The organism is Brevundimonas sp. TWP2-1 (assembly GCF_049897645.1).
Classification (GTDB): Bacteria; Pseudomonadota; Alphaproteobacteria; order Caulobacterales; family Caulobacteraceae; genus Brevundimonas.
The window spans coordinates 1,277,042-1,301,726 of record NZ_JAFCWR010000002.1 but is presented as its reverse complement, the minus strand read 5'-3'; the positions used below and the strand labels follow the sequence as shown (position 1 = coordinate 1,301,726).

The window sequence follows — 24,685 nt, the reverse complement described above, 5'->3', positions numbered from 1 at the left end:
GCGGTGATCAGAGCAGGTCGCGCAACCAGGCGACCAGGGGTTCGTCCGCCGGGGGCATGGGATAGTCCGAAAGCTTGTTCGGCTTCACCCAGGCCAGGCCGTCGTGCTCACGCGCCGTGACCACGCCGTCCCACCGTCGGCACAGATACAATGGCATCAACAGGTGAAACGAATCGTAAGCGTGGCTGGCGAAAACGAACGGCGAAAGACAGTTTTCGCTGACGTCGATACCCAGTTCTTCCTTCAGCTCGCGGATCAGAGCCTCCTCAGGCCGTTCTCCCGGCTCGACCTTGCCGCCCGGAAACTCCCACAGGCCGGCCAGCTTCTTGCCCTGCGGCCGCTTGGCGATCAGCACCCGCCCGTCCACGTCGATCAGGGCGACGGCGACGACCAGCACGGTGGGGAGCGGCGTGTCGCTCATGAGCGATAATCGCCGTTGATCTCGATGTAGCCCTTGGTCAGGTCGCAGGTCCAGACGGTCGCCGAGGCCCGGCCGGCGCCCACGTCCACCGTAATGTCGATCTCGGGGTTCTTCATATAGGCGCTCATCTTCGCCTCGTCGTAGGTGGCGGACGGGGCGCCCTCGACGGCGGCGACATTCGGACCGAACCGGATGCCCAGGCGGTCGCGATCCACCGGTTCCTCGGTCTTGCCCACGGCCATGACGACCCGGCCCCAGTTGGCGTCCTCGCCGGCGATGGCGGTCTTGACCAGGGGGCTGTCGGCGATGGACTTGGCCAGCTTGCGGGCCGAGGCAGGGCTGGCGGCGCCGTCCACCGTCACCTTGACGAACTTGGTCGCCCCCTCGCCGTCGCGCACCAGCTGGTGCGCCAGGTCCAGCATCACCTTGTCCAGGGCGGCCGAGAAGCTCTTCAGCCGGCGGTCCCCCACCCGTCCGATGCGCGGCGCGCCAGAGGTTCCGGTGGCGAACAGTAAGGCCGTGTCATTGGTCGAGGTGTCGCCGTCCACCGTCACGCTGTTGAAGGTGGTGCGGACGTGCAGGCCCAGCAGCGCCTGCAGCACATTCGGATGAATGTCGGCGTCGGTGACGATGAAGGCCAGCATGGTCGCCATGTCCGGCGCGATCATGCCCGACCCCTTGGCGATCCCGGCGATGCGAACCTTGTAGCCCTCGATCTCGGCCTCGGCGTACGATCCCTTGGGGAAGGTGTCGGTGGTCATGATGCCGCGCCCGGCCCTGGCCCAGGCGTCGGCGTCGAGCCCGTTCTCGATCTCGGGCAGTTTGGCGACGATCTTCTTTTCGTCCAGCACCACCCCGATGACCCCGGTCGAGGCCAGCATGACGTCGCGCTGACGACAGCCGAACCGTTTGGCGACCTCCGAAGCCGTGCGGCGCGCGGCGTCGGCGCCGGCTTTGCCGGTGAAGGCGTTGGCGCAACCGGCGTTGACCACCAGGGCGCGCACGTCCTTGCCGCCGTCGGGTCCGGTCAAGTGTTTCTTGCACCAGTCCACGGGCGCCGAGCCGATCTTGTGGCGGGTGAAGACCCCGGCGCAGCTGGTGCCGCGCGCGAAGCGGAACACCACCAGGTCGTCGCGTTCGTGCTTGTAGAAACCGGCCCGCGCCGTGGCGATCTCGACCCCGCCGATGGGCGGAATGGTCGGGAAGGGCACAGCCAGGGGCGAAATATTCAGGCCTGGTTTGCCGGCGACGGGCGCGGGCGTCGTGGCCGCCGGGTCCGATCCCGGCGTGCGCGTCGCGCGCTTCAGAGCGGTGGCGAACGGGTCCAGCGCCTTTTCGAACGCATGCTCGATCTTCTGGCCGGTCGTGGAGGGGGGCTTGGTCATGTCAGGCGGCCGGTGCGGGAGACGGGGTGGACGACGGGGCCGGCGCAGATGCGGCGGGCGGCGACTGTGCAGGCAGGCGCACATCGACCTTGGACTTGCCGCGCAGTTGCTCCAGCAACTGTCGCACGCCCTCATAGGTCAGATAGCGCACGATCTGGGGACGCGCCTGCTCCAGCGTTGGCGGGTTCTCCTTACGGCGATCCTCGACCCGCAAAACGGCCCAGCCGCCCTCGGTCTGGAACGGGCCGACGGTCGAACCGGCCGGCTTGTCGCGCAGGGCGTCGGCATAGGCTTGCGGCATGACGTCCAGCGTCGAATAGCCCAGGTCGCCGCCCGAGAACCGCGTCGCCTCGTCCACCGACCGCTCCGCCGCCACCGCCTCGAACCCGGCGCCCTGGCCCAGGATGCCGATCACGGCGTCGGCCTCGGGCTTGGTGCGCGACAGGATCAGGCGCACCCGGATCTCCTCGGAGGTCTTCGCCAGCCGAAGCTGTTCATTATAAAGGGTCTGCACGGCCTGGTCGGACACGGCCTTGTTGACCACGCTCTCGACCAGCATGTCGCCCAGGATACGCTCGCGGGTCGCCTCCAGGCGCCGTTGGGCCAGAGGCGAAGAATCCAGTCGCCGCCTTTCGGCCTCGCCCGCCAGCAGCTTCTGATCGATCACCTCGTCCAGCACGCGGCGGAAAAGATCCGATGTCGCATCCAGCGCCTCGCCCTCGCCGATCAGGCCCTGGGCCACCGCCTCGCGCTTCACGTCCGACGCCCAGATGGTCTCGTCCTGCACCGTCGCCACGGCCTGGTCGCCCTGTTCAGGCGGACGGTCGTCGCCGGAACGCGAACAGGCGCCCGTCGCCAGGACCGCCGCCAAAAGCGCCGTCATCATGAGGTTCGAAGGTCGGCGGAAGGGGGTCAAGGGGGCGCTCCGTCGAAGGCGGCCGAAAGCCCCTCGCGTTGACAGGGGTTAGGCCGGTGCTTAAGTCCCGCCTGCGCCCAAGTCGAGGGGTTTTGATCGTCTGCGCGGCCCTTCGCGCGCGCCTGATGCGGCGCTCCGGGGCCGTAATCGTTCAGGGCCTCTCTCGCGGCGTCCGTATCGCCGCCCCTCACGGGATTTCAGAGCCGCTCAGCTCGCAGACGCTCGACCGCTACCGGATCCAACATGCTCGGCTTCGCCAAGAAACTTTTCGGCTCTTCCAACGACCGCAAGGTCAAGGCCTTCCAGGACCACGCCCAGCGCATCAATGCGCTGGAGCCCAAGTTCGCCGCCCTGTCCGACGACGAGCTGCGGATGATGACCGACGCCTTCCGCGACCGTGTGGCGAACGGCGAGACCCTGGACAAGATCCTGCCCGAGGCCTTCGCCGTGGTGCGCGAGGCGTCCAAGCGGGTGCTGGGCCAACGTCAGTATGACGTCCAGCTGGCCGGCGGCATGATCCTGCACGAAGGCGGCATCGCCGAGATGCGGACCGGCGAGGGCAAGACCCTGGTCGCCGTGGCCCCCGTCTATCTGAACGCCCTGCCCGGCAAGGGCGTGCATGTCATCACCGTCAACGACTACCTGGCCCGCCGCGACGCCGAGACGATGGGCAAGGTCTATCGCTTCCTGGGTCTTGAGGTCGGCGTCATCGTCAACGGCCTCAGCCAGGGCCAACGCCAGGCGGCCTACAACGCCGACGTCACCTACGGCACCAACAACGAGTTCGGCTTCGACTATCTGCGCGACAACCTGGTCTATGACCGGCGCGAGATGGTGCAGCGCCCGCACAACTTCGCCATCGTCGATGAAGTCGACTCCATCCTGATCGACGAAGCGCGCACGCCTCTGATCATCTCGGGCCCGACCGAGGACCGTTCGGACCTCTATAAAATCCTCGACGGCCTGATCAAGGAACTGATCAAGGACAAGGACGCCTACGAGCTCGACGAGAAGCAGAAGCAGGTTCTGCTGACAGAACTGGGTTCGGAACGGATCGAAGAGGCGCTGGAAGCCGGCGGTCACTTCGCCGCCGACACCACCGGCCTGTACGACGCCGCCAACATCAGCCTGGTCCACCACGCCAACCAGGCCCTGCGCGCCAACACCCTGTATCAGCGCGACAAGGACTATATCATCAAGGGCGGCGAGATCGTCCTGATCGACGAATTCACCGGCCGTATGATGACCGGCCGTCGCCTGTCCGAAGGCCTGCACCAGGCCATCGAGGCCAAGGAAGACGTCAAGATCCAGCCCGAGAACCAGACCCTGGCCTCGGTGACGATCCAGAACTACTTCCGCCTGTACGAAAAGCTGTCGGGCATGACCGGCACGGCTGCGACCGAGGCCCAGGAATTCGGCGACATCTACAAGATGGACGTGCTGGAGGTGCCGACCAACCGGCCGATCCAGCGCAAGGACTACGACGACGAGGTCTATCGGACTCACGCCGAGAAGAACCAGGCCATCGCCAAACAGATCGCTGAATGCCACCTGGCCGGTCAGCCGATCTTGGTCGGCACGGTTTCGATCGAGCGTTCGGAACAGCTGTCGGACCTGCTGAGCAAGTTCGAATACAAGGTCGAGGTCTCGCGCGCGCTGAAGCCGGAATATGCGGGCAAGGCCAAGGAAGCCGAGAAGATCGGCGACGCCGCCTATGACATCACCTACGAGACCAAGCTTCGCGGCATCCCGCACAGCGTCCTGAACGCGCGCCAGCACGAACAGGAAGCCTATATCGTCGCCGACGCCGGCCTGCCGGGCGTGGTGACCATCGCCACCAACATGGCGGGCCGCGGCACCGACATTCAGCTCGGGGGCAACCTCGAAATGAAGATGCAGAAGTGGATGCTCGAACAGCGCAACATGGCTGTCGAGGTCACCCACGAGATGGAAGTGGCCCAAGAGGCCCAGTTCAAGGCCGACATCGCCGTCCAGAAGAAGATCGCGCTGGACGCCGGCGGCCTGTTCGTCCTGGGCACTGAGCGTCACGAGAGCCGCCGGATCGACAACCAGCTGCGCGGCCGCACCGGCCGTCAGGGCGACCCCGGCACCTCGAAGTTTTACCTGTCGTGCGAGGACGACCTGCTGCGCATCTTCGCCGGCGACCGTCTCGACTCGATCATGAAGACCTTCGGCGTGGCCGAGGGTGAGGCCATCACCCACCCTTGGCTGAACCGCGCCATCGAGACCGCCCAGAAGCGCGTCGAAACCCGCAACTACGACATCCGCAAGAACCTGCTGAAATACGACGACGTCGTGAACGACCAGCGCAAGGCCGTGTTCGAGCAGCGCCAGGAGTTCATGGACTCCGAGGACCTGTCCGAACTGGTCGGCGACTTCCGCCGCGACGTGGTGTCCGACCTGGTCGAACGCTACATGCCGCCCAAGGCCTATGCCGAACAGTGGGACATCGACGGCCTGGACGAGAAGGTCCGCTCGACCCTGGGTCTGGAACTGCCGCTGCACGACTGGGCCGCCGAGGAGGGCGTGTCGAACGAGGAGATCGAGGACCGGCTTCTCGCCGCCGCCGACGCCCGCGCCGCCGAACGTCTGGAGCAGATCGGCGCCGACCAGACGCGCGGCCTCGAAAAGCAGTTCATGCTGCAGATGATCGACATGCAGTGGCGCGAGCACCTGGTCCACCTGGACCACCTGCGCGGCGTCATCGGCCTGCGCGGCTACGGCCAGCGCGATCCGCTGAACGAATACAAGACCGAGGCCTTCTCCCTGTTCGAAAGCCTGCTCTACGACCTGCGCCACAACGTGACGCGCTGGTTGATGACGGTCGAGTTCCGCTTCCAGGTCCCGCCCGAACTGCCCGAGTTCCAGGAAATCCACCTGAACCCCGGCACCGGCGAGAACGAGATGGCCAATCCGTCGGCCCAGAACCCGGAAGGCACGCTGATCGGCGACGACCGCTCCAAACTGCCGATCGAGATGCTGCCCCCCGGCTGGGAAATGACCGGCCGTAACTCGCCCTGCCCCTGCGGCTCGGGCCGCAAGTTCAAACACTGCCACGGGGCGCTGGTTTAAGCGGCGCCGCTTGCCTCGACGCGGTCTCTGGACGATCCTGATCGAAAGGAGACCGCGATGGGCAAGCTGGAACGGATAACGGCCGAGGTTCCGGTCGAGATGGCGAACGGCATCCGAGCCGCCGTTGGAGCCGGTGCCTATGCCTCGACCGATGAGGCCGTACGCGAGGCCCTGACACACTGGCTCGTCGGCCGCTCCACGAAACCGATGACCACGCACGCGCTGCGCGACCACCTTCAGGCCGAACGTAACGGTCCCGGCGAAGACGCCGATGCGGTGTTCGACCGGCTGGAAGCCAAATACAGCGCCCTCGTCGCGTCGGATCAGCCCAAAGGATGAAGGTCGTCTTCTCGCCCGGCAGCGAGAGGGATCTCGAACAGATCGCCGATCATATCGCCCAAGACAGTCCGCGCCGCGCTTTGAGCTTCGTTCGTGAACTTCGCGCCGCAGCCCAGGCGCTGGCGCTCGATCCCGAAAGCCGTCCAAAGGCCGCGTTCGATCCCCGCATCCGCCGATCCGTTCATGGCGCCTACAATCTGTACTACGCCGTTCTTCCGGGTGAACTTCGCTTTCTGGCCATCGTTCATGGTTCGCGAGCGGACGACGCCGTTCTGTTCGATCTGGTCAAGCGATGAGCCATAAATCCCTCTTCTCCCGCGCCCTGTCGGCGGCTCCCGAGCGGCTGCATTTCGCGGCGCATAGTCATCACCTGTGGCCGGACGTCAGTTTCGAGGCGCAGCAGCAGACGTGGCTGGACGCCAATCTTCATGCCGACCACAAATGGGACCTCGTCTTCGGCCAGGTGATCCCGGAGGCTCAGGCCCATGTCGCGGCCGAGCTTGGTCTGCCTTCGCCCGACAGCGTCGTCTTCTCGTCCAACACCCACGACTTTCTGCTGCGCCTGTTCTCGGGCGTGGAGACGACGCCGGTCCGTATTCTGGCGACGGACGGTGAGTTTCACTCCTTCCGCCGTCAGGCCGAGCGGTGGGAGGAGATCGGCGCGGCGGTGGTGACGCGCGTGCCTCTGGCCCCCTTCGACACCTTCGCCGATCGGTTCGTCGCCGAGGCGGCCAAGGGCGGCTACGACTGGATCGTGGTCAGTCAGGTCTTCTTCCGCACAGGCGGTCTGTTCGACCGGATCGAGGACCTCGCCGCCCTGGCCCGGCCCGAAGGCCCTTGGGTGCTGATCGACGGCTATCACGGCTTCATGGCGACGCCGACGGAACTGTCGGCGGTGGCGGATCGGATCTTCTATGTCTCCGGCGGCTACAAATACGCCATGGCGGGTGAGGGCGTCTGTTTCCTGCACGCCCCGCCCGGCTTCTGCCCGCGTCCGGTGATCACCGGATGGTTTGCGGAGTTCGGCGATCTGTCGGGGCCGCCCGGCGGCGTTCAGTACCGCAGCGACGGCGGCCGGTTCTGGGGCGCGACCTTCGACTGTTCGGCGCTCTATCGGTTCAACGCCGCGCGCCGGATGCTGGACGATCACGGGCTCAGCACCGCCGCCGTCGCCGCCCATGCTCGCGACTTGGCCGGCCGCTTCCAGACGGCGGTTCAGGACGGTCGCGCCGGGGTGCTGGACCAGGCTGAATTCCTCAACCCGGTGATCGGCGACGCGCCGCGCGCCCGTTTCCTGGCCCTGCGCCATCCTGACGCCCAGGCCTGGTGCGCGGGCCTGCGTCAGGCGAATATCGTCACCGATGTGCGCGACGACGTGATCCGCTTCGGCTTCGGCCTGTATCAGGACGTCGAGGACGTCGATCGCCTGATCGCCGCCTGCCGAACCCTCTGATCAATAGAAGGTCGTGTCGTCCTGCTTGGTCGGGGCCGGCGCAGTGCGTGGCGGGGTGGTCGGCCGGTTCGACGCGGGCGGTGTCGTGGGTTGGGTCTTGGGCGTCTGGGGCGCGCCCGGCGTCGGCGTCATGCCTTTGTTCGGCGCATCGACCGGCGGGATCGTCGGCAAGGCCGGATAGGGCATGACTGAGGGTTGACCGTCCTGCACCGGAGCCTCGGCATCGGGCGCGATCGGCGCATCCTCGGATGCTCCCAGCCGATCCGGCGCGCCGACATCGTCGCGGATGAAGGCCCAGGCGCGACGGTCGGCGCAGCCGCAGGCTTTCAGGAAACCGTTCTGGTCGCGCCACAGGATCAGCGGATAGCTGATCTCGACCCCGGATTCTTTCAGCAGCTGGCTCAGCCGTTCGTCGAACCGGCGCCCGGCCTCGACCACGGCCGTCCGCGCCAGATTGCCGTCCGCCTGGGGGAGGCCGGCGGCGGTCCAGCTGTTCGCAGGCGTCGCCATCCAGCGTTCGTAAAGCGGCCAGTCGCGCGTTAGCCACAGTTCGGCGACCGTGGCGCGTTCCGCCGCCGTCGATTGCGGCGCGCCTTCCAGATCGGGGCGAGCGAACAGGATGAACCGGGTCTCGATCCCTGCGGCCTTCAGCTTGGCTACCTCGTCGCGTTGGTAGCGATGGGCCGAGGCGCTGTCGCGATAGGTGACGATATAGAGGGCCTGCCCGCCGCTGCCGTCTGACACCCACGACGCCTCGTCCAGCAGTTGTTGGACCTCGGCCTGATTGCGGCTGATCGTGACCGGCTGGAACCGCGAATAGAAGTTCCAATAGGCCCAGTATCCCGCACCCGCGAGCAACAGGCCGACCACGGCGGCCACGATCGATCCTAAAAGAAAGCGACGCATATGATCGGGTGCTCCAGCTTCACCGTTGACCCCACACAACGCATAGCATCGAAATCCGTTGTCCACGCCAGCGGTCGGCGTCAGACAGAGGCCAAAATGTCGCGAAGAATCCCCGGCGCGCGCTCTTGAACGCAGAAACGCGCTTCCCATTTCTGTTTTCGACGCTGCGGGACACTCCCCCCTCCGAACCGCAGCGAAGCGAGACCGGCGCCCTCCCCTCCCCTCCAGGCGCCGCTCGCGCAGGCCGCCGGACTCCCCCAGTCCGGCGGCTTTCTGCTTTGTGGCGCTGCACAATAATTCCAACCTTATCACTGATCATCACAACGATCGGTCGCCAGGGGCTTCCCGAGCGACCGGACCTGGCCTAGTCAGCGGGGGTGGCGCCGCGTCGCGCCGCATTCCTTGCGGCCCTGCCGCGTCGTTCGAGACTGCTCGTCCATGACCGTCCCCGATCTGCGCCAATCCCTCGTTCAGCCGATCACCAAGGCCGCGCTGGAGGCGGCCTTCGCCAAGATCGTTGGAACCGGACCGGGCGCGGCGGAGCAGGCCTATCTGACCCAGGCGCACGAAGATTATGCCGCCGACGAGACGCCCGAGCTGAACGGCGAGGATTTGGCCGCCCTGCTCGCCGCCTCCTGGACCGCCGCCAAGACGTACCCCGCGGACGCCGCCGCGCCCGCCATCACCGTCGGCCCGATGCAGGGCGCGGACGGCAAGGCGCTGGATTACGACCTGGTTCGCATCGTGCAGAAGGACGCCCCTTTCCTGGTCGACAGCGTCATGGGCGCCCTGGCCGAGGCTGGTGTTTCGGTGCGCGCCCTGTTTCACCCGGTGGTCGAGCTGGACGGCCGTCGCCTGTCGATCATCATGCTGGTCATCGACAGCGTGCCGCAGGAACGTCGCGACGTCCTGGGCGAGGGTCTGGCCCAGAGCCTGTCGGACGTTCACGCCGCCGTCGCCGACCACGAGGCCATGACGGCCCTGATGCGCCAGGCCGTGGAGCGGCTGGAGGCGACCCCTCCGTCGGTCGATCCCGCCGTGCTTGCCGAGAACATCGCCTTCCTGAAATGGTTGAAGAGCGACCATTTCGTCTTCCTGGGCGCCCGCGACTACGACTATCCGCTGAACGCCGACGGCGACTACGAGGCCGAGGCGCCCTTGGGCCAGTCCACCGACGGCCTGGGCATTCTGGCCGACCCGGAACGCACAGTGCTGCGCCGCGCGTCCGAGCCGGCGGTCCTGACGCGTCAGATGCGCCGTCAGCTGGATCTCAGCGAGCCGGTGACGGTGGCCAAGGCGAACGCCCGCTCGCGTGTGCATCGCCGCGCCTACATGGATTACGTCGGGGTCAAGCGTTACGGCCCGGACGGCAAGGCGACGGGCGAGACCCGTTTCGTCGGCCTGTTTACCTCCGAGGCCTACGACCAGCTGGCGACCGAGGTGCCGCTGCTCCGTCGCAAGGTCGCCAATGCCCTGGCCCGCGCCGACAAGGCGCCGGGCAGTCACAACGAAAAACGCCTCAAGAACATCCTTGAGAATTATCCGCGCGACGAGCTGTTCCAGGTCACGGAGGATGAGCTGCTGTCCATCGCCCTGGGCATCCTTCACCTCTACGACCGGCCGCGTATCCGCCTGTTCTCGCGTCAGGACCCGTTCGACCGCTTCGTCTCGGTCCTGTGCTTCATCCCGCGCGAGAAGTTCGATTCCGCCGTGCGCGAACGGATCGGCCAGATCGTCGCCCGCGCCTGGGGCGGCCGGATTTCGGCCTGGTATCCGCAGCTGTCGGACGCGCCCCTGGTGCGGGTCCACTACATCATCGGCGTGAATCCAGGCGAGCACCCGATCCCCGATCCGGTCCAGCTGGAGGCCGATGTCGCCGAGGCCGGACGCGGCTGGGTGGACCGGTTCGAGGGCGCCCTGCGCCGTTCGGGCGTGGAAGAGGTGTCAGTCGGGCCGCTGAGCGCCCAATGGGCCCGGGCCTTCGGCGCCGCCTACCGCGATCGCTATGACGCCGACGAGGCCGCGATCGATCTGCAATATGTGAACCGGCTGAACGAGACCGGCCTGCCGGGCGAAGGCAAGGCCGTCGCCGTGCGCGCCTTCCGTTCCGCTGACGACAGCCGCCTGCAATTCCGCTTCAAGCTCTATCGGCGCGGTCCGGCCGTGCCCCTGTCCGACGTTCTGCCGATCCTGGCGGACATGGGCCTGAAGACGCTGGAGGAATACGGCTATCCGATCCGGCCGGCGGGCGAGACTGAGATCCATGTCCACGAGTTTCTGATGGAGGATCCGCGCGGCGAGGCGCTGGTCTTCGATGATGTGAAGGGCCCGTTCGAGGATGCCTTCGCCGCCGTCTGGACCGGCCGCAATGAGAGCGACGGCTTCAACCGCCTAGTGATCGAACTGGGCGTCGAATGGCGCGAGGCGGCCCTGATCCGCACCCTGGCCCACTATCGCCAGCAGACTGGTCTGGACCCGTCTCAGACGGTGCAGGAAGAGGCTCTGCGCGAATACCCCGACGTGGCGCGCGCCCTGTTGTCTCTGTTCAAGGCCAAGTTCGAACCCCATTTTGAAGTTTCGGGGGGCGGCTCTGCCGACGACCGCGCGCCTGCCGCCGCCGAGCTGAACGACAAGATCGTCGCCCTGCTGCAGGACGTGAAGAGCCTGGATCACGACCGGGCCCTGCGCCGCATCGCCGCCCTGATCGGGGCGATCAAGCGCACCAACTACTATCAGCTGGACGCCGACGGCGCGCCCAAGCCGCACATCTCCATCAAGATCGCCTCAAGCGAGCTTGAGGACCTGCCGCTGCCCAAACCCTATCGCGAGATCTTCGTCTGGGCGCCGCACGTCGAGGGCGTCCATCTGCGCTTCGGCCCCGTCGCGCGTGGCGGCCTGCGCTGGTCGGACCGGCGCGACGATTTCCGCACCGAGGTCCTGGGCCTGGTCAAGGCGCAGCAGGTCAAGAACGCCGTCATCGTGCCGGTCGGCTCCAAGGGCGGCTTCTATCCCAAGCAACTGCCCCGCACGACCGACCGCGAGGCCATTCAGGGCGAGGCAATCCGCGCCTATCGCACCTTCCTTTCCGGCCTGCTGGACATCACCGACAACATCGCGGCCGACGGTTCCGTGACCCATCCGGCCAATGTGATCGCGTGGGAAGGGGACGACCCCTATCTGGTCGTGGCGGCCGACAAGGGCACGGCGACCTTCTCCGACATCGCAAACGGCGTCTCGGCCTCCTACGGCTTCTGGCTGGGCGACGCCTTCGCCTCGGGCGGCTCCATCGGCTACGACCACAAGGCGATGGGCATCACGGCGCGCGGCGCCTGGGAGGCGGTCAAGCGCCACTTCCGCGAGATGGGCAAGGACATCCAGACCCAGCCCTTCACCATGGTTGGCGTCGGTGACATGTCGGGTGACGTCTTCGGCAATGGCGCGCTGTTGTCCAAGGCGACGCGCCTGGTCGCGGCCTTCGATCACCGCGACATCTTCATTGATCCGAACCCGGATCATGTAACGAGCTGGACCGAACGCAAGCGCCTGTTCGACCTGCCCCGCTCGTCCTGGCAGGACTACGACAAAACCCTGATCTCGGAAGGCGGCGGCGTCTTCTCCCGCTCGGCCAAGTCGATCCAGCTGACGCCCCAGATCAAGGCCGCACTGGACATCACCGACGATGTGCTGGACCCCGTCAGCCTGATCCGCGCCATCCTGAAGGCGCCGGCCGAGCTGCTCTATCTCGGCGGCATCGGCACCTATGTGAAATCGGCGGCCGAGACCGATGCCCAGGTCGGCGACAAGGGCACGGACGCCCTGCGCATCAACGCCGACGAACTGAGGGTCAAGGTGGTGGGCGAGGGCGCCAACCTGGGCTTCACCCAGGCGGGACGCATCGGCTTCGGTCAGCAGGGCGGGCGCATCAACACCGACGCCATCGACAACTCCGCCGGCGTCGATACCTCCGACCACGAGGTCAACATCAAGATCCTGGTCGGCTCGGCCGTGACCAACGGCGTCCTGCCGGTCGAGGAGCGCCCGGCCTTGCTGGCCTCCATGACTGACGAGGTGGGCCTGAAGGTGCTGGCCCACAACTACGACCAGACCCTGGCCCTGACCCTGCAACAGGCCGAAGGCGTCGGCGCCCTGGACGCGCAGCAGCGGTTCATGCAGACCCTGTCGGCGCGCGGCAAGCTGGACCGCAAGGTCGAGGGCCTGCCCAACGACGCCCGCGTCAAGGAGATGATGGCGGCGGGCGTTCCGCTGGCCCGGCCCGAGCTGGCGGTCCTGATGGCCTATGCCAAGCTGGAGCTGTCGGACGACATCGTCGCCTCGCAAGCGCCTGAGGATCCCTTCTTCGAACAGATCCTGGTCCGCTACTTCCCCGACGCCCTGGCCCGGTTCGAGCCGGAGATGAAGAGCCACCGGCTGCGGCGCGAGATCATCGCCACCGTCATGGCCAACGAAGTCGTCAACATGTGCGGCCCGACCTTCCCTGACCGCCTGCGCGGCTCGGCGGAATGCGACACCACCGCCCTGATCATCGCCTTCGAGGCGGCCCGTCGCGTCTTCCGCCTGGACCAGGCGTGGGACGCCGTCTCTGCCCTTGACCTGAAGATTTCGGCCGAGGCCCAGACGGCCCTCTATCAGGAAATCGCCGTGGTCCTGCGCCGCCAGACCTTCTGGCTGGCCCGCCGCGCCAAGGGCGGCCTGTCCGTCCAGGCGTTGATCGACCGCTATCGCCCGATCGCCGACGCCCTTCAGGCGGAGGGCTCGGCCGTCCTGTCGCGCTTCGAACAGGGGCGTCTGGACGCGCGGGTCAAGACCTTCGCCGACCACGGCGCGCCCGAGGACCTGACCCGCAGCATCGCCATCATGCGCCCGCTGGTCGCCGCCTCCGACATCGGCGATCTGGCCCAGGAAGCCAACTGGCCCGTCGCGGCCATGGCGCGCCTGTATCACCAGGTCGGCGCCGCCTTCGACTTCGACCGTCTGCGCGCCGCCGCCGGCTCCATTCCGTCTGCGGATCATTTCGATCGCCTGGCCGTCCGTCGCCTGATCGAGGATCTGATGAACGAACAGGCGACCCTGACCCGCGCCGTCGCCCGCGCCTCCGATCCGTCGGTCGGCGTCAGCGAGGATGCGGCCGAGGGCGCCGTGGATGCCTGGATCGGCTCCAAACAGGCGGCGGTCGAGGGCGTGCGCGCCTCTGTGGACGAGATCGAACAGTCCGGCTCCGGCTGGACCTTCGCCAAACTGACCATCGCCAACGCCACGATCCGCGACCTGGCGACGGCGGCGATGAATGGATAGGGGCGCGATCGTCTTCGGCGCTTGACGAAGCGGGCGTCTCACGGCCTCTTCAGTCGCTGATCTGGCTGGGGAGGCCGCCATGCCGAGAAAATTCCTCGTCGTCGTCGACGACAGTCCTGAGTTCGAGGCCGCCTTGCGGTTCGCCTCGCGCCGGGCGAAATCGACGGGCGGGCGCGTGGTCATGCTGCGCGTCCTGCCCACCGACAGCGACGCCCACTGGTCGGGCGTGCGCGAAGAGATCGAACGCCAGCAGCGCGAAGAGGCGGAAATCCTGCTGAACCGGCTGGGCGAGGAGGCCATGGCCCGCTCCGGCGCCGCCCCCATCTTCCTGATCGAACGCGGCGAGGCCCAGGCCGCGATCAAGAAGGTCGTCGCCGCCGACCCCGACATCAAGATCCTGGTCCTGGCCGCTGGAACCGGCTCGCGCGGACCCGGCCCGCTGGTCTCGGCCATCATCAAACAGGGCGCCCAGCTGGGAGGACGAAAGCTGCCCGTCACCATCGTCCCCGGCGAACTGACCGAGGACGAGATCGAGGACCTGGCCTAGCCCGCGTCCGCTGGCGGTGAGGCGCGCAACTGGTCGCGCAGCACATTCAACCCGTCGCGTAGCCCCATCATGGTCTCTGGTGTCATCTCCGTGGCGTCCTGAACCGACTGCGGCAGGCAGGCGGCCTCGGCCGCCAGCGCGCGCCCGGCCTGGGTCAGGTTGACCCGTACGACCCGCTCGTCCGCCTTGTCGCGCGTGCGCGTCACCAACCCCGCCGCCTCCAGCCGCTTGATCAGCGGGGTCAGGGTGTTGGACTCCAGGAACAGCCGTTCGCCCAGTTGCCCCACGGTCTGCCCGTCATCGCGCCATAGCAGAGCCATGGCCAGATACTGCGGATAGGTCAGCCCCATGTGGTCCAGCAGCGGCTTGTAGAACCGGTTGAACGCCAAGTTCGCCGAATAGGCGGCGAAACACAGCATGTCATCGACGGCCATGGGTGCAGGGGAGGGGGCGGCTTCGCTCATGACCCTATATTAATCGCGCGCGATACAATCGCAAGCTTGACGACCTTCGAGCTTCGCCCTAAATCATCGCTGTCGATTAAATCGCACACGATATTTATTCCACGAAGGAGTCTCATCATGTCCATCAACGTCCTCTACCGCACCACGGCGACCGCCACGGGCGGCCGCGACGGCCGCGTCGCCACCAGCGATGGCGCGCTTGACGTCGCCTTGGGCACGCCCAAGGAACTGGGCGGCGCCGGCGTCGGCAATAATCCCGAACAGCTGTTCGCGGCCGGATACGCCGCCTGTTTCCTGAGCGCGATGAAGTTCGTCGGCTCGCAGGGCGGTCATGCCAAGGTGCCCGCTGACGCCTCCGTCAACGCCACGGTCGGCATCGGTCCGCGCAGCGACAAGGGCTTCGGCCTGGAGGTCGCTTTGGAGATCAGCCTGCCGGGGGTGGATCGCGCCGAGGCCGAAGCCCTGGTCGCAGAGGCGGATGCCGTCTGCCCCTATTCGCACGCCACGCGGGGCAATATCACGGTGACCCTGACCGTCGCCTAACCCCTCGGGACCAGGCGCCACATCCGCAAAGGGTGGCGCACGGTCCCGGCCTCGGCTCCGGCCGCGTCGCCACGCCCCATATAGAGGTCGGCCCGCACAGGTCCGCGAATGGCCGATCCCGTGTCCAGCGCCATGGCCAGGCCGCGATAGCTGGCCGTGGCGCCGCGCAGGTTGCCGCCGTCCGCCTCCAGCCAGACCAGCTCGCCATAGCGCCAGTGCGCTGGATCGACCGCGATGGCGCGCCGCTCAGTCAGGGGTATCCCCGCCGCGCCGGCGGGATGGCCGTCGTCGTCCCCGTCCAGTCGGAAGAAGATGTAGCGCGGGTTCAGCGCCATGACGGCCTGCGCCTCATAGCCCCGATGGGTCGCCAGCCAGCCCCGGATGGCGTCGCCCGAGGTGCCGTTTTGCGGCAGCAGGCCCTGCTGGGCCATGGGGCGGGCGATGCCGACGAAGGGCTTGCCGTTGTCGGCGGCGTAGGCGGCCCGGCCCCGCGTCCCGTCCTCGAACGTCAGATAGCCGGAGCCCTGGATCTGCAGAAAGAACAGATCCTCGGCTCGCATCCAGGCCAGGGCCTGATCCGGTCGTGCGGCGGATTCGATATAGGCCCGGTCGCCGGCGCTGCGCGGATTGGCGGGCTTTGGCAGGACGGGGGCCGAGAACTCGGCGTCCGGCCGGCGCCGCGCGGGATATTCGGGCGCGAAATAGGAGGTGAGCAGACCCGGCCGCCCGTCCGCCGTCGCGGCCGGAACCGCGCTGAAGCTGGCCTCGAAGAAGGCGCGGGCGTCGGATGGCGTGACGGTCGTCGTCGTCGCCATGGCCTTGGCCCGTCCGCAGACGGCGCGCGCGGCCGTATCGCTCGCGGCGCCGCAGCCGTCGATATAGGCGCGGAAGGCCGCCAGGTGATCCTCAGCGCTCCATCCTGGCAAGACGGCAGGACTAAGCGCATTGGACGGCGTGGGCTGCTGGGCGCCGGGCGTCGGTGACGGCGTATAGGGAACAGGCCCCGTCTGCGACCCAGTCTGGGGCCCTGCCGGTGCGACCGGCGTCATCGGTCCGGTGGAGCAGGCTGCGGCGGCCAGCACGCTCGCCAGCGTTAGCGGCCAGGCTCCGACCTGCCGCAGGATCGACATCAGGCGTTGGCCGGCTCGACGCGCGCCAGGACCCAGTTGGGATCGGCCGCGCCCAAGGTGCGCTCGAAGGTCCAGTGTTCGGCGGTGCGGCGCTCTTCGATCACCGGCTCGCCCGTCTCGACATCGGCGGGCTCGCCCGAGACCTTAGTCACGCGGCTGCGCAGCTCGCCCAGGAAGCGAACCTTGGCTACGGCCCGGTCGCCCTCGGCGACGGCGCCTTCCAGATCGGCGCGGGGCGGAAACAGGAACTCGACGGTTTCCGTCTCGCCCCGCGTCTCGCGCGCTGCGATGCCGGCGTCGAACGAGGCGAAGACGTTCGGCTTCAGCAACGGCTTCAGCGCGGCCCGGTCGCCGGCGGCATAGCCCCGCACGATGGTCTCATAGGCCTGACGCGCCCCGTCCAGGAACCGCGCCGGATCGAAGGCCGGGTCGCGGGCCTTCAGACTCGCGATGGAGGCCAGGGTGACGGGGTCGATCGCCGCGATCTTGGGCGTCTCGGCCGGGTTCGGGCCGGGCACGACGGCCTTGGCGTCCTCCTGCGGCTGACGACCGACGCGCTTGCCCAGCACATTATAGAGCTGGAACAGCACGAAGGCCGCGATGAAGGCGAAGACGACGATCTGGAACTGGACCGGCAGGTTCAAGGGGAGATTTCCTGTAGCGAACGACGGGCGCGCCAAACCTATGTCAGGCGTGATTACGGGGTCATATAGGACGAGGCAAGGCGAAGCGCGCCCCCCAATCGCGCGGGCGACGTTGCGGCCAAGCGTCCCGGCATGGTAATCGCGGCGCCACATTCCGGCCCGATCACCCTCAAATCCGTTCAAAGACCGCTTTCATGACCGACGTCGCACCCTCCGCCGAACAGCCCCAGCAAGGCGAGGCCCAACAGGGCCAGCCCGCCGGCCCCGGCTTCCGCATCCTGGCGCAATACGTCCGTGACTTCTCGTTCGAGAACCCGCGCGCCCCGGAATCCCTGCGCATCGACGGCAAGCCCGCCATCGACCTGGGCGTCGAAATGGCCGCCCAGGGTCGCCCGGACGGCCTGTTCGAGCTCGATCTGAAGCTGTCTATCAAGGCGACCCACGAGAACCAGCCCGTCTTCCACGTCGAACTGGTCTATGGCGGCCTGTTCCAGCTGGCCAACGTCAGCGAGCAGGACATCGAGCCCCTGCTGCTGATCGAATGCCCGCGCTATCTGTTCCCGTTCGCCCGCGAGATCATCTCGGGCGCCACGGCCGACGGCGGCTTCTATCCCCCGTTCCAGCTCGACCCCATCGACTTCGCCGCCATCTACATCGCCCGCCAGCAGCAGATCGCCCAACAGCCGGTCGAAACCGGCCAGGCGTAAGCCGCATATGGTCGCCTCCGAGCGGCCTTCCGCTGACCCATCGAATGCTGCGGGCGAGAATGTCGTTCGCGGCATCGCCCTGCGCATTGCGGCCGCCGGCTGCTTTTCGATCATGACGGCGACGTTGAAGCTGGCGTCGTACGATGGCGTGGCGGCGCCGGAGATGCTGTTTTATCGCGCCTTCTTCGGTCTGCCGGTTGTGCTGGCCTGGGTCCTGACCCAGCCGGGCGGTCTTTCGGCCCTGTCCACGCGTCGCCCCCTCGCCCATTTGGGACGCAGCGCCCTGGGCGTCGCGGCGATCCTGTGCCTGTTTCAGACGCTGACGCTTCTGCCCCTGGCCGACGCCACGACTCTCAGCTTTACCGCGCCCATCTTCGCCACCATCCTGTCCTTCTTCATTCTGAAGGAGGCGGTCGGCCCGCGACGGTGGGCGGCCGTCGCGGTGGGCTTCATCGGCGTCATCATCGTCATGCGGCCGGGCGTCGGGCATTCTGTCCTGCCGCTTGCGGGCATGGCCTTCGCCCTGATCGGGGCGGTGCTGACGGCGGGCGTGACCATCACACTTCGTCAGTTGCGCGACACCGAGCATGTCGCCGCCATCGTCTTCTGGTTCTTCGTCGCCTGCTCGATCGTGGGGGCGATCCTGTTGCCCTTCATCGGCCAGATGCATTCGCCCCTGACCTTCGCCCTGCTGATCGGATCGGGGATCGCCGGCGGCCTGGCCCAGCTGTTTATGACGGCCTCGCTGCAAAAGGCCCCGGTCGCCGTGGTCGCGCCCTTCGACTATCTCCAGATCGTCGGCGCCATCGTCTTCGGCTGGTGGCTGATGTCCACGACCCCGACTCTCAGCACCCTGGCCGGCGCCGCCCTGATCGCCTCCAGCGGCCTCTACACCGCCTGGCGCGAACACGTCCGCCGGAAGGCCGCCCTGATCCAGCCGACGGCGCCGCTGGTTTAGGGGGCGAGGCATTCTGCGGCCAATGGCTTGAAGATCAGCTCGCGGCCCGAGGAATCTACATATCGGCCTGAAGACTGGCGGCTTAGTGGGCGGCAAACCTCTGATCGGTTCTCAATCTTGGTACAGAGGTTCTGACCGCAAATGCGGTAGGTGCCAGGTTCTCCAGCGTCGCCCCAGTTGCCGCCAGATCGATATCGACCATTCTCTAGAAAGACGTCATCGCCTCGGTCTGTGACCAGTGGTGAGAGGCTGGTGTTCTCGATCTCGGAAATTGGCAGGGTCGGCGATGTGCAAGCCTCAAGGGAGGCTTTCGGCTCATCCGTGGTTTGGGATTTTTCTGCGTCTGCGCCGCCTTGGCCCGAGCACGCAACGAGAACCGTAGCGGCAATCACGACCAGACAGGAAAGTAACCTTGAACTTCGTGTGGTCGTCGGGTTCATGGCCGCTTTCTTCTACCGCCCCGTCGACCCGAATCCGCCCGTCCCCCGCGCGGTGTCGTCCAGCGTCTCGACCTCGACCCAATCCGCACGTTCGTGTTTGGCGATCACCAGCTGGGCGATGCGTTCGCCCCGGCGGATGACGAAGGGCTCGGCGCCGATATTGGCCAGGATGACCCCGCACTCGCCGCGATAGTCGCTGTCGATGGTGCCCGGCGCATTGGGGCAGATGATGCCGTGTTTCAGCGCCAGGCCCGAGCGCGCCCGTACCTGGGCTTCGTAGCCCAGCGGCAGGGCGATCTTCAGCCCCGTGGGCACAAGGGCTCGTTGTCCGGGCTCCAGCGTCATCGGCTGGTCTTCCGGCACCGCCGCGCGCAGGTCCATGCCCGCCGACCCGGCCGTCTCATAGGCCGGCAGGGGCAGGCCCTCGGAGTGCGGCAGGCGCAGGATCTGGATCGTGGTCTCGGTCATTCGGGGGCCTGGAAATGGTCGGCGATACGGGCGGCGACGGCGCGGGCGATGGCGGTCTTGGACTGGCGCGGCCAGGTTTCGGTCCGGTCGGCGGTGACCAGCAGCACGGCGTTGCCGTCCGAGCCGAAGACGTCGTCGGACACGTCGTTGCCGATGATCCAGTCGCAGCCCTTGCGCGACAGCTTGGCCCGCGCATTGACCTCCAGGTCCGTGGTCTCGGCGGCGAAGCCGATCACCAGGGCCGGCCGGTTCGGTCCCGGCGCGGCGACGCCCGCCAGGATGTCGGGGTTCTCGATCAGGGCCAGGGTCGGCGGTCCGCCCGGCCCCTTCTTGATCTTGCCGCCGGCGATGGTGTCCACACGCCAGTCGGCGACGGCGGCCGACAGCACGGCGATGTCGGCGGGCAGGGCCGCGCGCGTCGCCGCCTGCATCTCCAGCGCGCTCTCCACGTCGATCCGCGTCACGCCCGTGGGCGCCCCCAGCGCCGTCGGTCCGGACACCAGCGTCACCTCGGCGCCCAGTTCGGCCAGGGCGGCGGCGATGGCGTAGCCCTGCTTGCCGCTGGAGCGATTGGTCAGGCCCCGCACCGGGTCGATGGGTTCGAACGTCGGCCCGGCGGTGACCACGGCGCGCTTGCCCGCCAAAGGCCGCCCGTCAGCGCCCACCAGCAGGCTCTCGATGGATTCCAGGATCGCTGCCGGTTCCGCCATTCGGCCGAAGCCGTATTCTCCACAGGCCATCTCGCCGTCGTCCGGCCCGACCACCGCCACGCCGTGGAAGCCTGGAAAGGCCTTCAACCGTTCCATATTGGCCTGCACTGCCGGATGTTCCCACATCCGCACGTTCATCGCCGGCGCCAGCAGCACCCGCTTGTCCGTGGCGATCAGGGTCGTCGAGGCCAGGTCGTCGGCCAGACCGTTCGCCGCCTTGGCGATCAGCCCCGCCGTCGCCGGCGCCACGACCACCAGGTCGGCCCAGCGCGACAGCTCGATATGGCCCATGCTGGTCTCGTCGTCCGGATGGAACAGGCCCGACCGCACCGGATGGCCGCTCAACGCCGCCAGCGACAGGGGGGTCACGAACTCGGCCCCGGATTCGGTCAGGATCACCCGTGTCTGGCCGCCTGCCTTGGCGATCAGCCGCACCAGCTCCAGCGCCTTGTAGGCCGCGATGCCGCCGCCGACGATCAGCAGGATCTTGCGGTTCGAAAGGGAGCGATTGTCCATACCCTTCGTCTAGCCGCCACACGTGACGCCGTCGAGACGAGAACATTGCACGAACAATAAAGTTGTGCTTTCGTCGCGTTCAGCGGGTATCTGGAGGGAAGAATGAGAACGCTGACGAGGGGAGGGGCCGCGCTGGCCCTGTGCGGTTTGCTGGGGCTGAGCGCCTGCGACAACAGTTCGGCGGTCGAGACGCGGGACCGGACGGCGGAAGCCGCGCCATCTGCGAGTTTCGTGTCCGAAACGGTCGAAACCACCACGACACGGGAGGTGAGGCCGGGCCTGACGGTCAGTCGCACCGAGACGATCGACGCCAAGACGGCGCGCCTTTATCAGCGCAACGGCGCCGACTTCGACGCCCGGTCGCCCCAAGACTATATTGCGAAGGTGAAGGCCTTCACCTCCAGCCCGCCCAGCGATGCGGAGACGGTGAAACGGCCCAACGGCGACACCCTGATCTATCAGGCCTCGACCAACACCTTCGCCGTGGTGGCCCGCAACGGGTCGCCGCGCACCATGTTCAAACCGACGACGGGGGCAGACTACTGGGCCGAGCAGAAGGCCGCCGCCCCCACCTTCGGCCAGCGTCGACAATCGACGGGCGCGGCAGGCTGATATAGAGGGCGGGTTCCACCAAGGATCTCGCCCTCATGTCCGAACCCAAGACCCCGTTGCTGAAGACCGCCCTGATCTATGATTTTGACGGCACCCTGGCGCGCGGCAACATGCAGGAGGTGTCGTTTATCCCCTCGGTGGGCATGGGCATCGGCGCCTTCTGGGAGGAGGCCGAGCGCCTGACCAAGGACGCCGACGGCGACGGCATCCTGATGTACATGCAGTTGATGCTGCATCACGCGCGCCAGAACGGCGCACCGGTGACGCGGGAGACCCTACGCCAGCACGGCGAGGCCGTGGCCCTGTTCGAGGGCTTGAAAGACCTCAGCTGGTTCGACCGGATGAACGCCTTCGGCGCCAAATACGGGCTGGAGATCGAGCACTACATCATCTCGGCGGGGCTGGAGGAGATGATCGACGGCACCCCGATCCGCCCCGCCCTGAACCACGTCTTCGCCTCCCACTATGTCTATGACGAAAAGGGCGAGGCGGCCTGGCCGGCCGTCGGCGTCAACTACACCACCAAGACCCAATATCTGTTCCGCATCAACAAGGGCGTGAAGAACCACTGGGAGCACGAGCGGATCAACCACTTCATCCCCGACGACGAGCGCGCCGTGCCCTTCGACCGGATGATCTTCATCGGCGACGGCGACACCGACGTGCCGACCATGAAGATGATGCACACCAAGGGCGGTTTCTCCATCGCCGTCTATGATCCGCGCTCGAACGAGAAGGACCAGAAGAAGGTCTATTCCCTGATCTCGGAGGACCGGGTCAACTTCGTCGCCGCCGCCGACTACCGCGAAGGTTCGGCGCTCGACCTGATCGTCAAGGGTCTGGTGGGGCGGATCGCCATCAACGCCGGCTCCATGCCGGCCGGTCTCTAGCGGCCCCCGGCCCTCAGCCAGGCCTCGCGCGCCCCGACCAACCGGGCGGGCGCCAAGCCGCGCAGCGATTTGGCGCCGGTCTGTCTCAAACCCGCCTCGTTCGTCCTCTGCCACACAACGGTCGCGGGATAGGCCACGGCTTGCGCGATATCGACCACCACCACCTCTCGCGGCAGAGCGGCCCCGCGGTCCAGCCGCACCTTCATGCCCCCGTCCGACAGATCCACGATCAGACACGCCGTCTCCACGCCGGGCGCGCAGACGACGCCGCGCGCATTGGCCGGCCGACGCGTCGCCGACCGTCTGTCTTCCGTGGCGGCGGGCTTGGATCCAAACAGGCTCATGGTTGAATAACGCGCGAGGCCGGCTCCGGCGCCACGCCCCCTGTCGCCGCGAGGAAATCCGCGCCCTCCAGGCCCAAGATCCGGCGATCCCGGTCCAGCGCGACGATCAGGTTGGCGACGACGCCGCCTTCGATCATATGCCGCGTCAGTCGCTCATAGTGCTGGACGAAGACCGCCAGGGTCGCACGGCGCTCCGGCGGCACGGCGTCGCGCTTCATCAGCCCCGCCTCCTGCTCGCTGCGCCAATCCAGCACGACATCGAACGACGGCGCCTTCAGGAAGATCAGGGCGTCCAGCCGCGCGCGCAGCAGCCCATAGTCCCTAGCCAGCGCCTCGTTGATCGCGCCCCGCCACAGGCCATCCGCGTCCTGCTCGGCTTCCAGGGCGTTGATCGGCGCGGTCAGGGCCGTCTCCGCCTGCGCCGTCGCCCCCAGGCACCATCCCTCCAGCACGATCACCCTCGGCCGCCCCTGCGCCACGGTCCAGTCCGCCTCGGGCGCCCGATCATCGGTCAGCTTGTCGAAGCGGGGCAGTGGCGTCCGGTCGCCTGGACCCGCACGCGAAAGCCGGTCCAGAAGCCGCTGCAGCAAACCCAGGTCATGCGTCCCCGGCGGCCCGCGCGTGGCGAACAGCGGATGCAACCGCCCCGCCAGATCCGTCCGTTCCACTTTGGTCAGATAAACGTCGTCCAGCGACAGGGCCGCCCCGCCGAACCGCTCGGCCACGTCCTGCGCCAGGGTCGATTTTCCAGACCCTTGCGACCCCGCGATCCCCAGGATCGGCGGCGGTCCGGCCGGGTCGGCCCCTTTGCTGCAATGGTCGATCCAGCGGCCGATCCTCTCGATCAGCCCCGGCTCGTCCATTTCAGTGCTGGTTCTGCGGCAACCGCACGACCAGGCCGCTCAGCGCGTCCGAGACACGGATCTGGCACGACAGGCGGCTGTTCGGCTCAACCTCTTCGGCGAAGTCCAGCATCGACTCTTCCATGGCGCTGGGCTTGCCCGTCGCCTCGCGCCAGGCCTCATCGACATAGACATGGCAGGTGGCGCAAGCGCAGGCCCCGCCGCAGTCCGCGTCGATCCCCGGCACATTGTTGCGGATCGCGCCTTCCATGACGCTGAGCCCCGGCTTCACGTCGACGACGTGCTCGGTTCCGTCATGCTCGATATAGGTGATGCTGGCCATGGCCCGCTCATATCAAGCCGGGGCGCGGGCGCAAGGCCGTAAGTTGGCGCCAGCATCTGAATATGGCATGATCGACGCATGAACGACATGCGCAAGATCACCGCCATTCTGCCGGCCCGCCTCCTGGCGGCGGCTCAGGATGCGACGGGCCAGGGCGTGACGGAAACCCTGCGTCGGGCGCTCGAAACCCTGGCGCATTCGGACTGGAGCCGTCGCATGCTGGCCCTGGAAGGCCGCGCACCATTGGAGGTCGATCTTGACGACCTGCGCCAGGATCGGCCGCTGGACGGATCGGATCGGTCAGTTTGATCGCCGCCGACACCAGCGCGGTCCTGCATTTTCTGCACGGCTTCGATGGACCCGCACGACCGGCGGTTCGCCGCGCTCTTCGCGACGAGAGACTGGTGCTGCCGCCGCTGGTTCTGACGGAACTGCTGTCCGCCCCGTCGCCTGAAAGCGATCTCGACGCCCTGTTGGGCGCGGCGCCGCTCGTGCCGGTCATCGACGGCTATTGGGAAAGGGCGGCGCTTAATCGCCGCGCGCTCGCGATGCGTGGTCTCAAGGCGCGGCTGGCCAACGCCCTGATCGCCCAGTCCTGCATCGATGCGGGAATTCCGTTGATCTCCGGCGATCCCGACTTTCGTCATTTCGCAGCCCACTGCGGGCTCAAGCTGGCCGATTAGAAGACAACAAAAAACCCC

Annotated in this window: 25 protein-coding genes; 13 read left to right on the top strand and 12 right to left on the bottom strand. The window is 67.3% G+C overall.

All coding sequences use genetic code 11. The features are described 5' to 3' along the window. Window positions 1-7: 7 nt before the first annotated feature. The 3 genes from ACP7BH_RS16680 to ACP7BH_RS16670 are packed head-to-tail and all read right to left on the bottom strand — an operon-like array spanning window position 8 to window position 2,692. Complete coding sequence (locus tag ACP7BH_RS16680) at window positions 8-421, bottom strand: (deoxy)nucleoside triphosphate pyrophosphohydrolase (RefSeq protein ID WP_425986980.1); 414 nt, start codon at window positions 419-421, stop codon at window positions 8-10. Further along, entirely contained in the window at window positions 418-1,806 is a 1,389-nt protein-coding gene (gene argJ, locus ACP7BH_RS16675) for a bifunctional glutamate N-acetyltransferase/amino-acid acetyltransferase ArgJ (RefSeq protein ID WP_425986979.1), read from the bottom strand. The genes ACP7BH_RS16680 and argJ overlap by 4 nt, the downstream gene beginning before the upstream one ends. A gap of 1 nt (window position 1,807) precedes the next feature. After that, entirely contained in the window at window positions 1,808-2,692 is an 885-nt protein-coding gene (locus tag ACP7BH_RS16670; protein WP_425987096.1) for a foldase protein PrsA, read from the bottom strand. A 273-nt stretch (window positions 2,693-2,965) separates the two neighbouring features. Here ACP7BH_RS16670 and secA point away from each other — a divergent pair, with 273 nt between their 5' ends. The 4 genes from secA to ACP7BH_RS16650 are packed head-to-tail and all read left to right on the top strand — an operon-like array spanning window position 2,966 to window position 7,607. Next, window positions 2,966-5,815, top strand: coding sequence for a preprotein translocase subunit SecA (gene secA / locus ACP7BH_RS16665; protein WP_425986978.1), 2,850 nt, complete (start codon window positions 2,966-2,968; stop codon window positions 5,813-5,815). Window positions 5,816-5,872: 57 nt separating this feature from the next. Next, window positions 5,873-6,154: a ribbon-helix-helix domain-containing protein gene (locus ACP7BH_RS16660; protein WP_425986977.1), complete on the top strand. Its 282-nt coding sequence runs from the start codon at window positions 5,873-5,875 to the stop codon at window positions 6,152-6,154. Continuing rightward, the gene (locus ACP7BH_RS16655) at window positions 6,151-6,450 is read left to right on the top strand and encodes a type II toxin-antitoxin system RelE/ParE family toxin (RefSeq protein ID WP_425986976.1); all 300 of its coding nucleotides are present in this window, start codon (window positions 6,151-6,153) and stop codon (window positions 6,448-6,450) included. The genes ACP7BH_RS16660 and ACP7BH_RS16655 overlap by 4 nt, the downstream gene beginning before the upstream one ends. Next, window positions 6,447-7,607, top strand: a complete 1,161-nt coding sequence (locus tag ACP7BH_RS16650) for an aminotransferase class V-fold PLP-dependent enzyme (protein WP_425986975.1) — start codon at window positions 6,447-6,449, stop codon at window positions 7,605-7,607. Before ACP7BH_RS16655 ends, ACP7BH_RS16650 begins: the two co-directional genes overlap by 4 nt. Here ACP7BH_RS16650 and ACP7BH_RS16645 read toward each other — a convergent pair whose 3' ends face one another. Beyond that, window positions 7,608-8,513 carry a hypothetical protein gene (locus tag ACP7BH_RS16645; protein ID WP_425986974.1) on the bottom strand — a complete coding sequence of 302 codons (906 nt, stop codon included), beginning with the start codon at window positions 8,511-8,513 and terminating at the stop codon, window positions 7,608-7,610. It abuts the gene before it with no gap. Window positions 8,514-8,951: 438 nt separating this feature from the next. Here ACP7BH_RS16645 and ACP7BH_RS16640 point away from each other — a divergent pair, with 438 nt between their 5' ends. Both ACP7BH_RS16640 and ACP7BH_RS16635 read left to right on the top strand, forming a co-directional pair. Further along, a complete protein-coding gene (locus ACP7BH_RS16640; RefSeq protein ID WP_425986973.1) occupies window positions 8,952-13,826 on the top strand; it encodes an NAD-glutamate dehydrogenase in 4,875 nt (1,624 codons plus the stop codon). 79 nt (window positions 13,827-13,905) lie between these two features. Continuing rightward, on the top strand, window positions 13,906-14,373 hold the full coding sequence (locus tag ACP7BH_RS16635) for a universal stress protein (RefSeq protein WP_409717046.1): 468 nt from the start codon (window positions 13,906-13,908) through the stop codon (window positions 14,371-14,373). On the opposite strand, the gene ACP7BH_RS16630 is transcribed toward ACP7BH_RS16635, so the two are convergent. Next, complete coding sequence (locus ACP7BH_RS16630) at window positions 14,370-14,837, bottom strand: MarR family winged helix-turn-helix transcriptional regulator (RefSeq protein WP_425986972.1); 468 nt, start codon at window positions 14,835-14,837, stop codon at window positions 14,370-14,372. The two genes, ACP7BH_RS16635 and ACP7BH_RS16630, sit on opposite strands and share 4 nt — an antisense overlap. A 123-nt stretch (window positions 14,838-14,960) precedes the next feature. Here ACP7BH_RS16630 and ACP7BH_RS16625 point away from each other — a divergent pair, with 123 nt between their 5' ends. Continuing rightward, window positions 14,961-15,380, top strand: coding sequence for an organic hydroperoxide resistance protein (locus ACP7BH_RS16625; RefSeq protein WP_425987095.1), 420 nt, complete (start codon window positions 14,961-14,963; stop codon window positions 15,378-15,380). On the opposite strand, the gene ACP7BH_RS16620 is transcribed toward ACP7BH_RS16625, so the two are convergent. Continuing rightward, on the bottom strand, window positions 15,377-16,510 hold the full coding sequence (locus ACP7BH_RS16620) for an MltA domain-containing protein (RefSeq protein WP_425986971.1): 1,134 nt from the start codon (window positions 16,508-16,510) through the stop codon (window positions 15,377-15,379). The genes ACP7BH_RS16625 and ACP7BH_RS16620 overlap by 4 nt on opposite strands. Next, window positions 16,510-17,148: a TIM44-related membrane protein TimA gene (timA, locus tag ACP7BH_RS16615; protein ID WP_425987093.1), complete on the bottom strand. Its 639-nt coding sequence runs from the start codon at window positions 17,146-17,148 to the stop codon at window positions 16,510-16,512. Before timA ends, ACP7BH_RS16620 begins: the two co-directional genes overlap by 1 nt. A 200-nt stretch (window positions 17,149-17,348) precedes the next feature. On the opposite strand from timA, the gene secB reads away from it, so the two are divergent. Continuing rightward, window positions 17,349-17,861 carry a protein-export chaperone SecB gene (gene secB / locus ACP7BH_RS16610; protein ID WP_135194281.1) on the top strand — a complete coding sequence of 171 codons (513 nt, stop codon included), beginning with the start codon at window positions 17,349-17,351 and terminating at the stop codon, window positions 17,859-17,861. Between the two features lie 7 nt (window positions 17,862-17,868). Further along, window positions 17,869-18,819, top strand: coding sequence for a DMT family transporter (locus ACP7BH_RS16605; RefSeq protein ID WP_425986970.1), 951 nt, complete (start codon window positions 17,869-17,871; stop codon window positions 18,817-18,819). A gap of 452 nt (window positions 18,820-19,271) precedes the next feature. Here ACP7BH_RS16605 and dut read toward each other — a convergent pair whose 3' ends face one another. Together dut and coaBC are read right to left on the bottom strand one after the other, a co-directional pair. After that, window positions 19,272-19,727: a dUTP diphosphatase gene (dut, locus tag ACP7BH_RS16600; protein WP_425986969.1), complete on the bottom strand. Its 456-nt coding sequence runs from the start codon at window positions 19,725-19,727 to the stop codon at window positions 19,272-19,274. Continuing rightward, a complete protein-coding gene (coaBC, locus tag ACP7BH_RS16595; RefSeq protein ID WP_425986968.1) occupies window positions 19,724-20,953 on the bottom strand; it encodes a bifunctional phosphopantothenoylcysteine decarboxylase/phosphopantothenate--cysteine ligase CoaBC in 1,230 nt (409 codons plus the stop codon). The genes dut and coaBC overlap by 4 nt, the downstream gene beginning before the upstream one ends. 102 nt (window positions 20,954-21,055) lie before the next feature. On the opposite strand from coaBC, the gene ACP7BH_RS16590 reads away from it, so the two are divergent. Beyond that, window positions 21,056-21,565 carry an S-type pyocin family protein gene (locus ACP7BH_RS16590; protein ID WP_425986967.1) on the top strand — a complete coding sequence of 170 codons (510 nt, stop codon included), beginning with the start codon at window positions 21,056-21,058 and terminating at the stop codon, window positions 21,563-21,565. Window positions 21,566-21,600: 35 nt separating this feature from the next. After that, the gene (locus tag ACP7BH_RS16585) at window positions 21,601-22,455 is read left to right on the top strand and encodes a haloacid dehalogenase-like hydrolase (RefSeq protein WP_346496940.1); all 855 of its coding nucleotides are present in this window, start codon (window positions 21,601-21,603) and stop codon (window positions 22,453-22,455) included. Here ACP7BH_RS16585 and ACP7BH_RS16580 read toward each other — a convergent pair. From ACP7BH_RS16580 to ACP7BH_RS16570, 3 genes are read right to left on the bottom strand one after another with little or no spacing between them, the layout of a single operon-like run. After that, window positions 22,452-22,799 carry a PilZ domain-containing protein gene (locus ACP7BH_RS16580; RefSeq protein WP_425986966.1) on the bottom strand — a complete coding sequence of 116 codons (348 nt, stop codon included), beginning with the start codon at window positions 22,797-22,799 and terminating at the stop codon, window positions 22,452-22,454. The two genes, ACP7BH_RS16585 and ACP7BH_RS16580, sit on opposite strands and share 4 nt — an antisense overlap. After that, complete coding sequence (locus ACP7BH_RS16575; RefSeq protein WP_425986965.1) at window positions 22,796-23,662, bottom strand: kinase; 867 nt, start codon at window positions 23,660-23,662, stop codon at window positions 22,796-22,798. Before ACP7BH_RS16575 ends, ACP7BH_RS16580 begins: the two co-directional genes overlap by 4 nt. A 1-nt stretch (window position 23,663) precedes the next feature. Further along, window positions 23,664-23,984, bottom strand: a complete 321-nt coding sequence (locus ACP7BH_RS16570) for a 2Fe-2S iron-sulfur cluster-binding protein (protein ID WP_135194274.1) — start codon at window positions 23,982-23,984, stop codon at window positions 23,664-23,666. 78 nt (window positions 23,985-24,062) lie between these two features. Between ACP7BH_RS16570 and ACP7BH_RS16565 the strand changes: the two genes are divergently transcribed. Next, window positions 24,063-24,293, top strand: a complete 231-nt coding sequence (locus ACP7BH_RS16565) for a hypothetical protein (protein ID WP_425986963.1) — start codon at window positions 24,063-24,065, stop codon at window positions 24,291-24,293. Next, window positions 24,290-24,667, top strand: coding sequence for a PIN domain-containing protein (locus ACP7BH_RS16560; RefSeq protein WP_425986962.1), 378 nt, complete (start codon window positions 24,290-24,292; stop codon window positions 24,665-24,667). Before ACP7BH_RS16565 ends, ACP7BH_RS16560 begins: the two co-directional genes overlap by 4 nt. Window positions 24,668-24,685 lie beyond the last annotated feature (18 nt).

Bases quoted from the DNA above. Each gene is read 5' to 3' on its own strand.
- ACP7BH_RS16680 (WP_425986980.1), bottom strand. From the start codon at position 421: ATGAGCGACACGCCGCTCCCCACCGTGCTGGTCGTCGCCGTCGCCCTG.
- ACP7BH_RS16650 (WP_425986975.1), top strand. From the start codon at position 6,447: ATGAGCCATAAATCCCTCTTCTCCCGCGCCCTGTCGGCGGCTCCCGAG.
- ACP7BH_RS16640 (WP_425986973.1), top strand. From the start codon at position 8,952: ATGACCGTCCCCGATCTGCGCCAATCCCTCGTTCAGCCGATCACCAAG.
- ACP7BH_RS16590 (WP_425986967.1), top strand. From the start codon at position 21,056: ATGAGAACGCTGACGAGGGGAGGGGCCGCGCTGGCCCTGTGCGGTTTG.
- ACP7BH_RS16570 (WP_135194274.1), bottom strand. From the start codon at position 23,984: ATGGCCAGCATCACCTATATCGAGCATGACGGAACCGAGCACGTCGTC.
- secB (WP_135194281.1), top strand. From the start codon at position 17,349: ATGACCGACGTCGCACCCTCCGCCGAACAGCCCCAGCAAGGCGAGGCC.
- ACP7BH_RS16670 (WP_425987096.1), bottom strand. From the start codon at position 2,692: ATGATGACGGCGCTTTTGGCGGCGGTCCTGGCGACGGGCGCCTGTTCG.
- ACP7BH_RS16660 (WP_425986977.1), top strand. From the start codon at position 5,873: ATGGGCAAGCTGGAACGGATAACGGCCGAGGTTCCGGTCGAGATGGCG.
- secA (WP_425986978.1), top strand. From the start codon at position 2,966: ATGCTCGGCTTCGCCAAGAAACTTTTCGGCTCTTCCAACGACCGCAAG.
- ACP7BH_RS16565 (WP_425986963.1), top strand. From the start codon at position 24,063: ATGAACGACATGCGCAAGATCACCGCCATTCTGCCGGCCCGCCTCCTG.
- dut (WP_425986969.1), bottom strand. From the start codon at position 19,727: ATGACCGAGACCACGATCCAGATCCTGCGCCTGCCGCACTCCGAGGGC.
- ACP7BH_RS16630 (WP_425986972.1), bottom strand. From the start codon at position 14,837: ATGAGCGAAGCCGCCCCCTCCCCTGCACCCATGGCCGTCGATGACATG.
- coaBC (WP_425986968.1), bottom strand. From the start codon at position 20,953: ATGGACAATCGCTCCCTTTCGAACCGCAAGATCCTGCTGATCGTCGGC.
- ACP7BH_RS16585 (WP_346496940.1), top strand. From the start codon at position 21,601: ATGTCCGAACCCAAGACCCCGTTGCTGAAGACCGCCCTGATCTATGAT.
- ACP7BH_RS16605 (WP_425986970.1), top strand. From the start codon at position 17,869: ATGGTCGCCTCCGAGCGGCCTTCCGCTGACCCATCGAATGCTGCGGGC.
- ACP7BH_RS16575 (WP_425986965.1), bottom strand. From the start codon at position 23,662: ATGGACGAGCCGGGGCTGATCGAGAGGATCGGCCGCTGGATCGACCAT.
- argJ (WP_425986979.1), bottom strand. From the start codon at position 1,806: ATGACCAAGCCCCCCTCCACGACCGGCCAGAAGATCGAGCATGCGTTC.
- ACP7BH_RS16580 (WP_425986966.1), bottom strand. From the start codon at position 22,799: ATGAGCCTGTTTGGATCCAAGCCCGCCGCCACGGAAGACAGACGGTCG.
- ACP7BH_RS16645 (WP_425986974.1), bottom strand. From the start codon at position 8,513: ATGCGTCGCTTTCTTTTAGGATCGATCGTGGCCGCCGTGGTCGGCCTG.
- ACP7BH_RS16635 (WP_409717046.1), top strand. From the start codon at position 13,906: ATGCCGAGAAAATTCCTCGTCGTCGTCGACGACAGTCCTGAGTTCGAG.
- ACP7BH_RS16620 (WP_425986971.1), bottom strand. From the start codon at position 16,510: ATGTCGATCCTGCGGCAGGTCGGAGCCTGGCCGCTAACGCTGGCGAGC.
- ACP7BH_RS16655 (WP_425986976.1), top strand. From the start codon at position 6,151: ATGAAGGTCGTCTTCTCGCCCGGCAGCGAGAGGGATCTCGAACAGATC.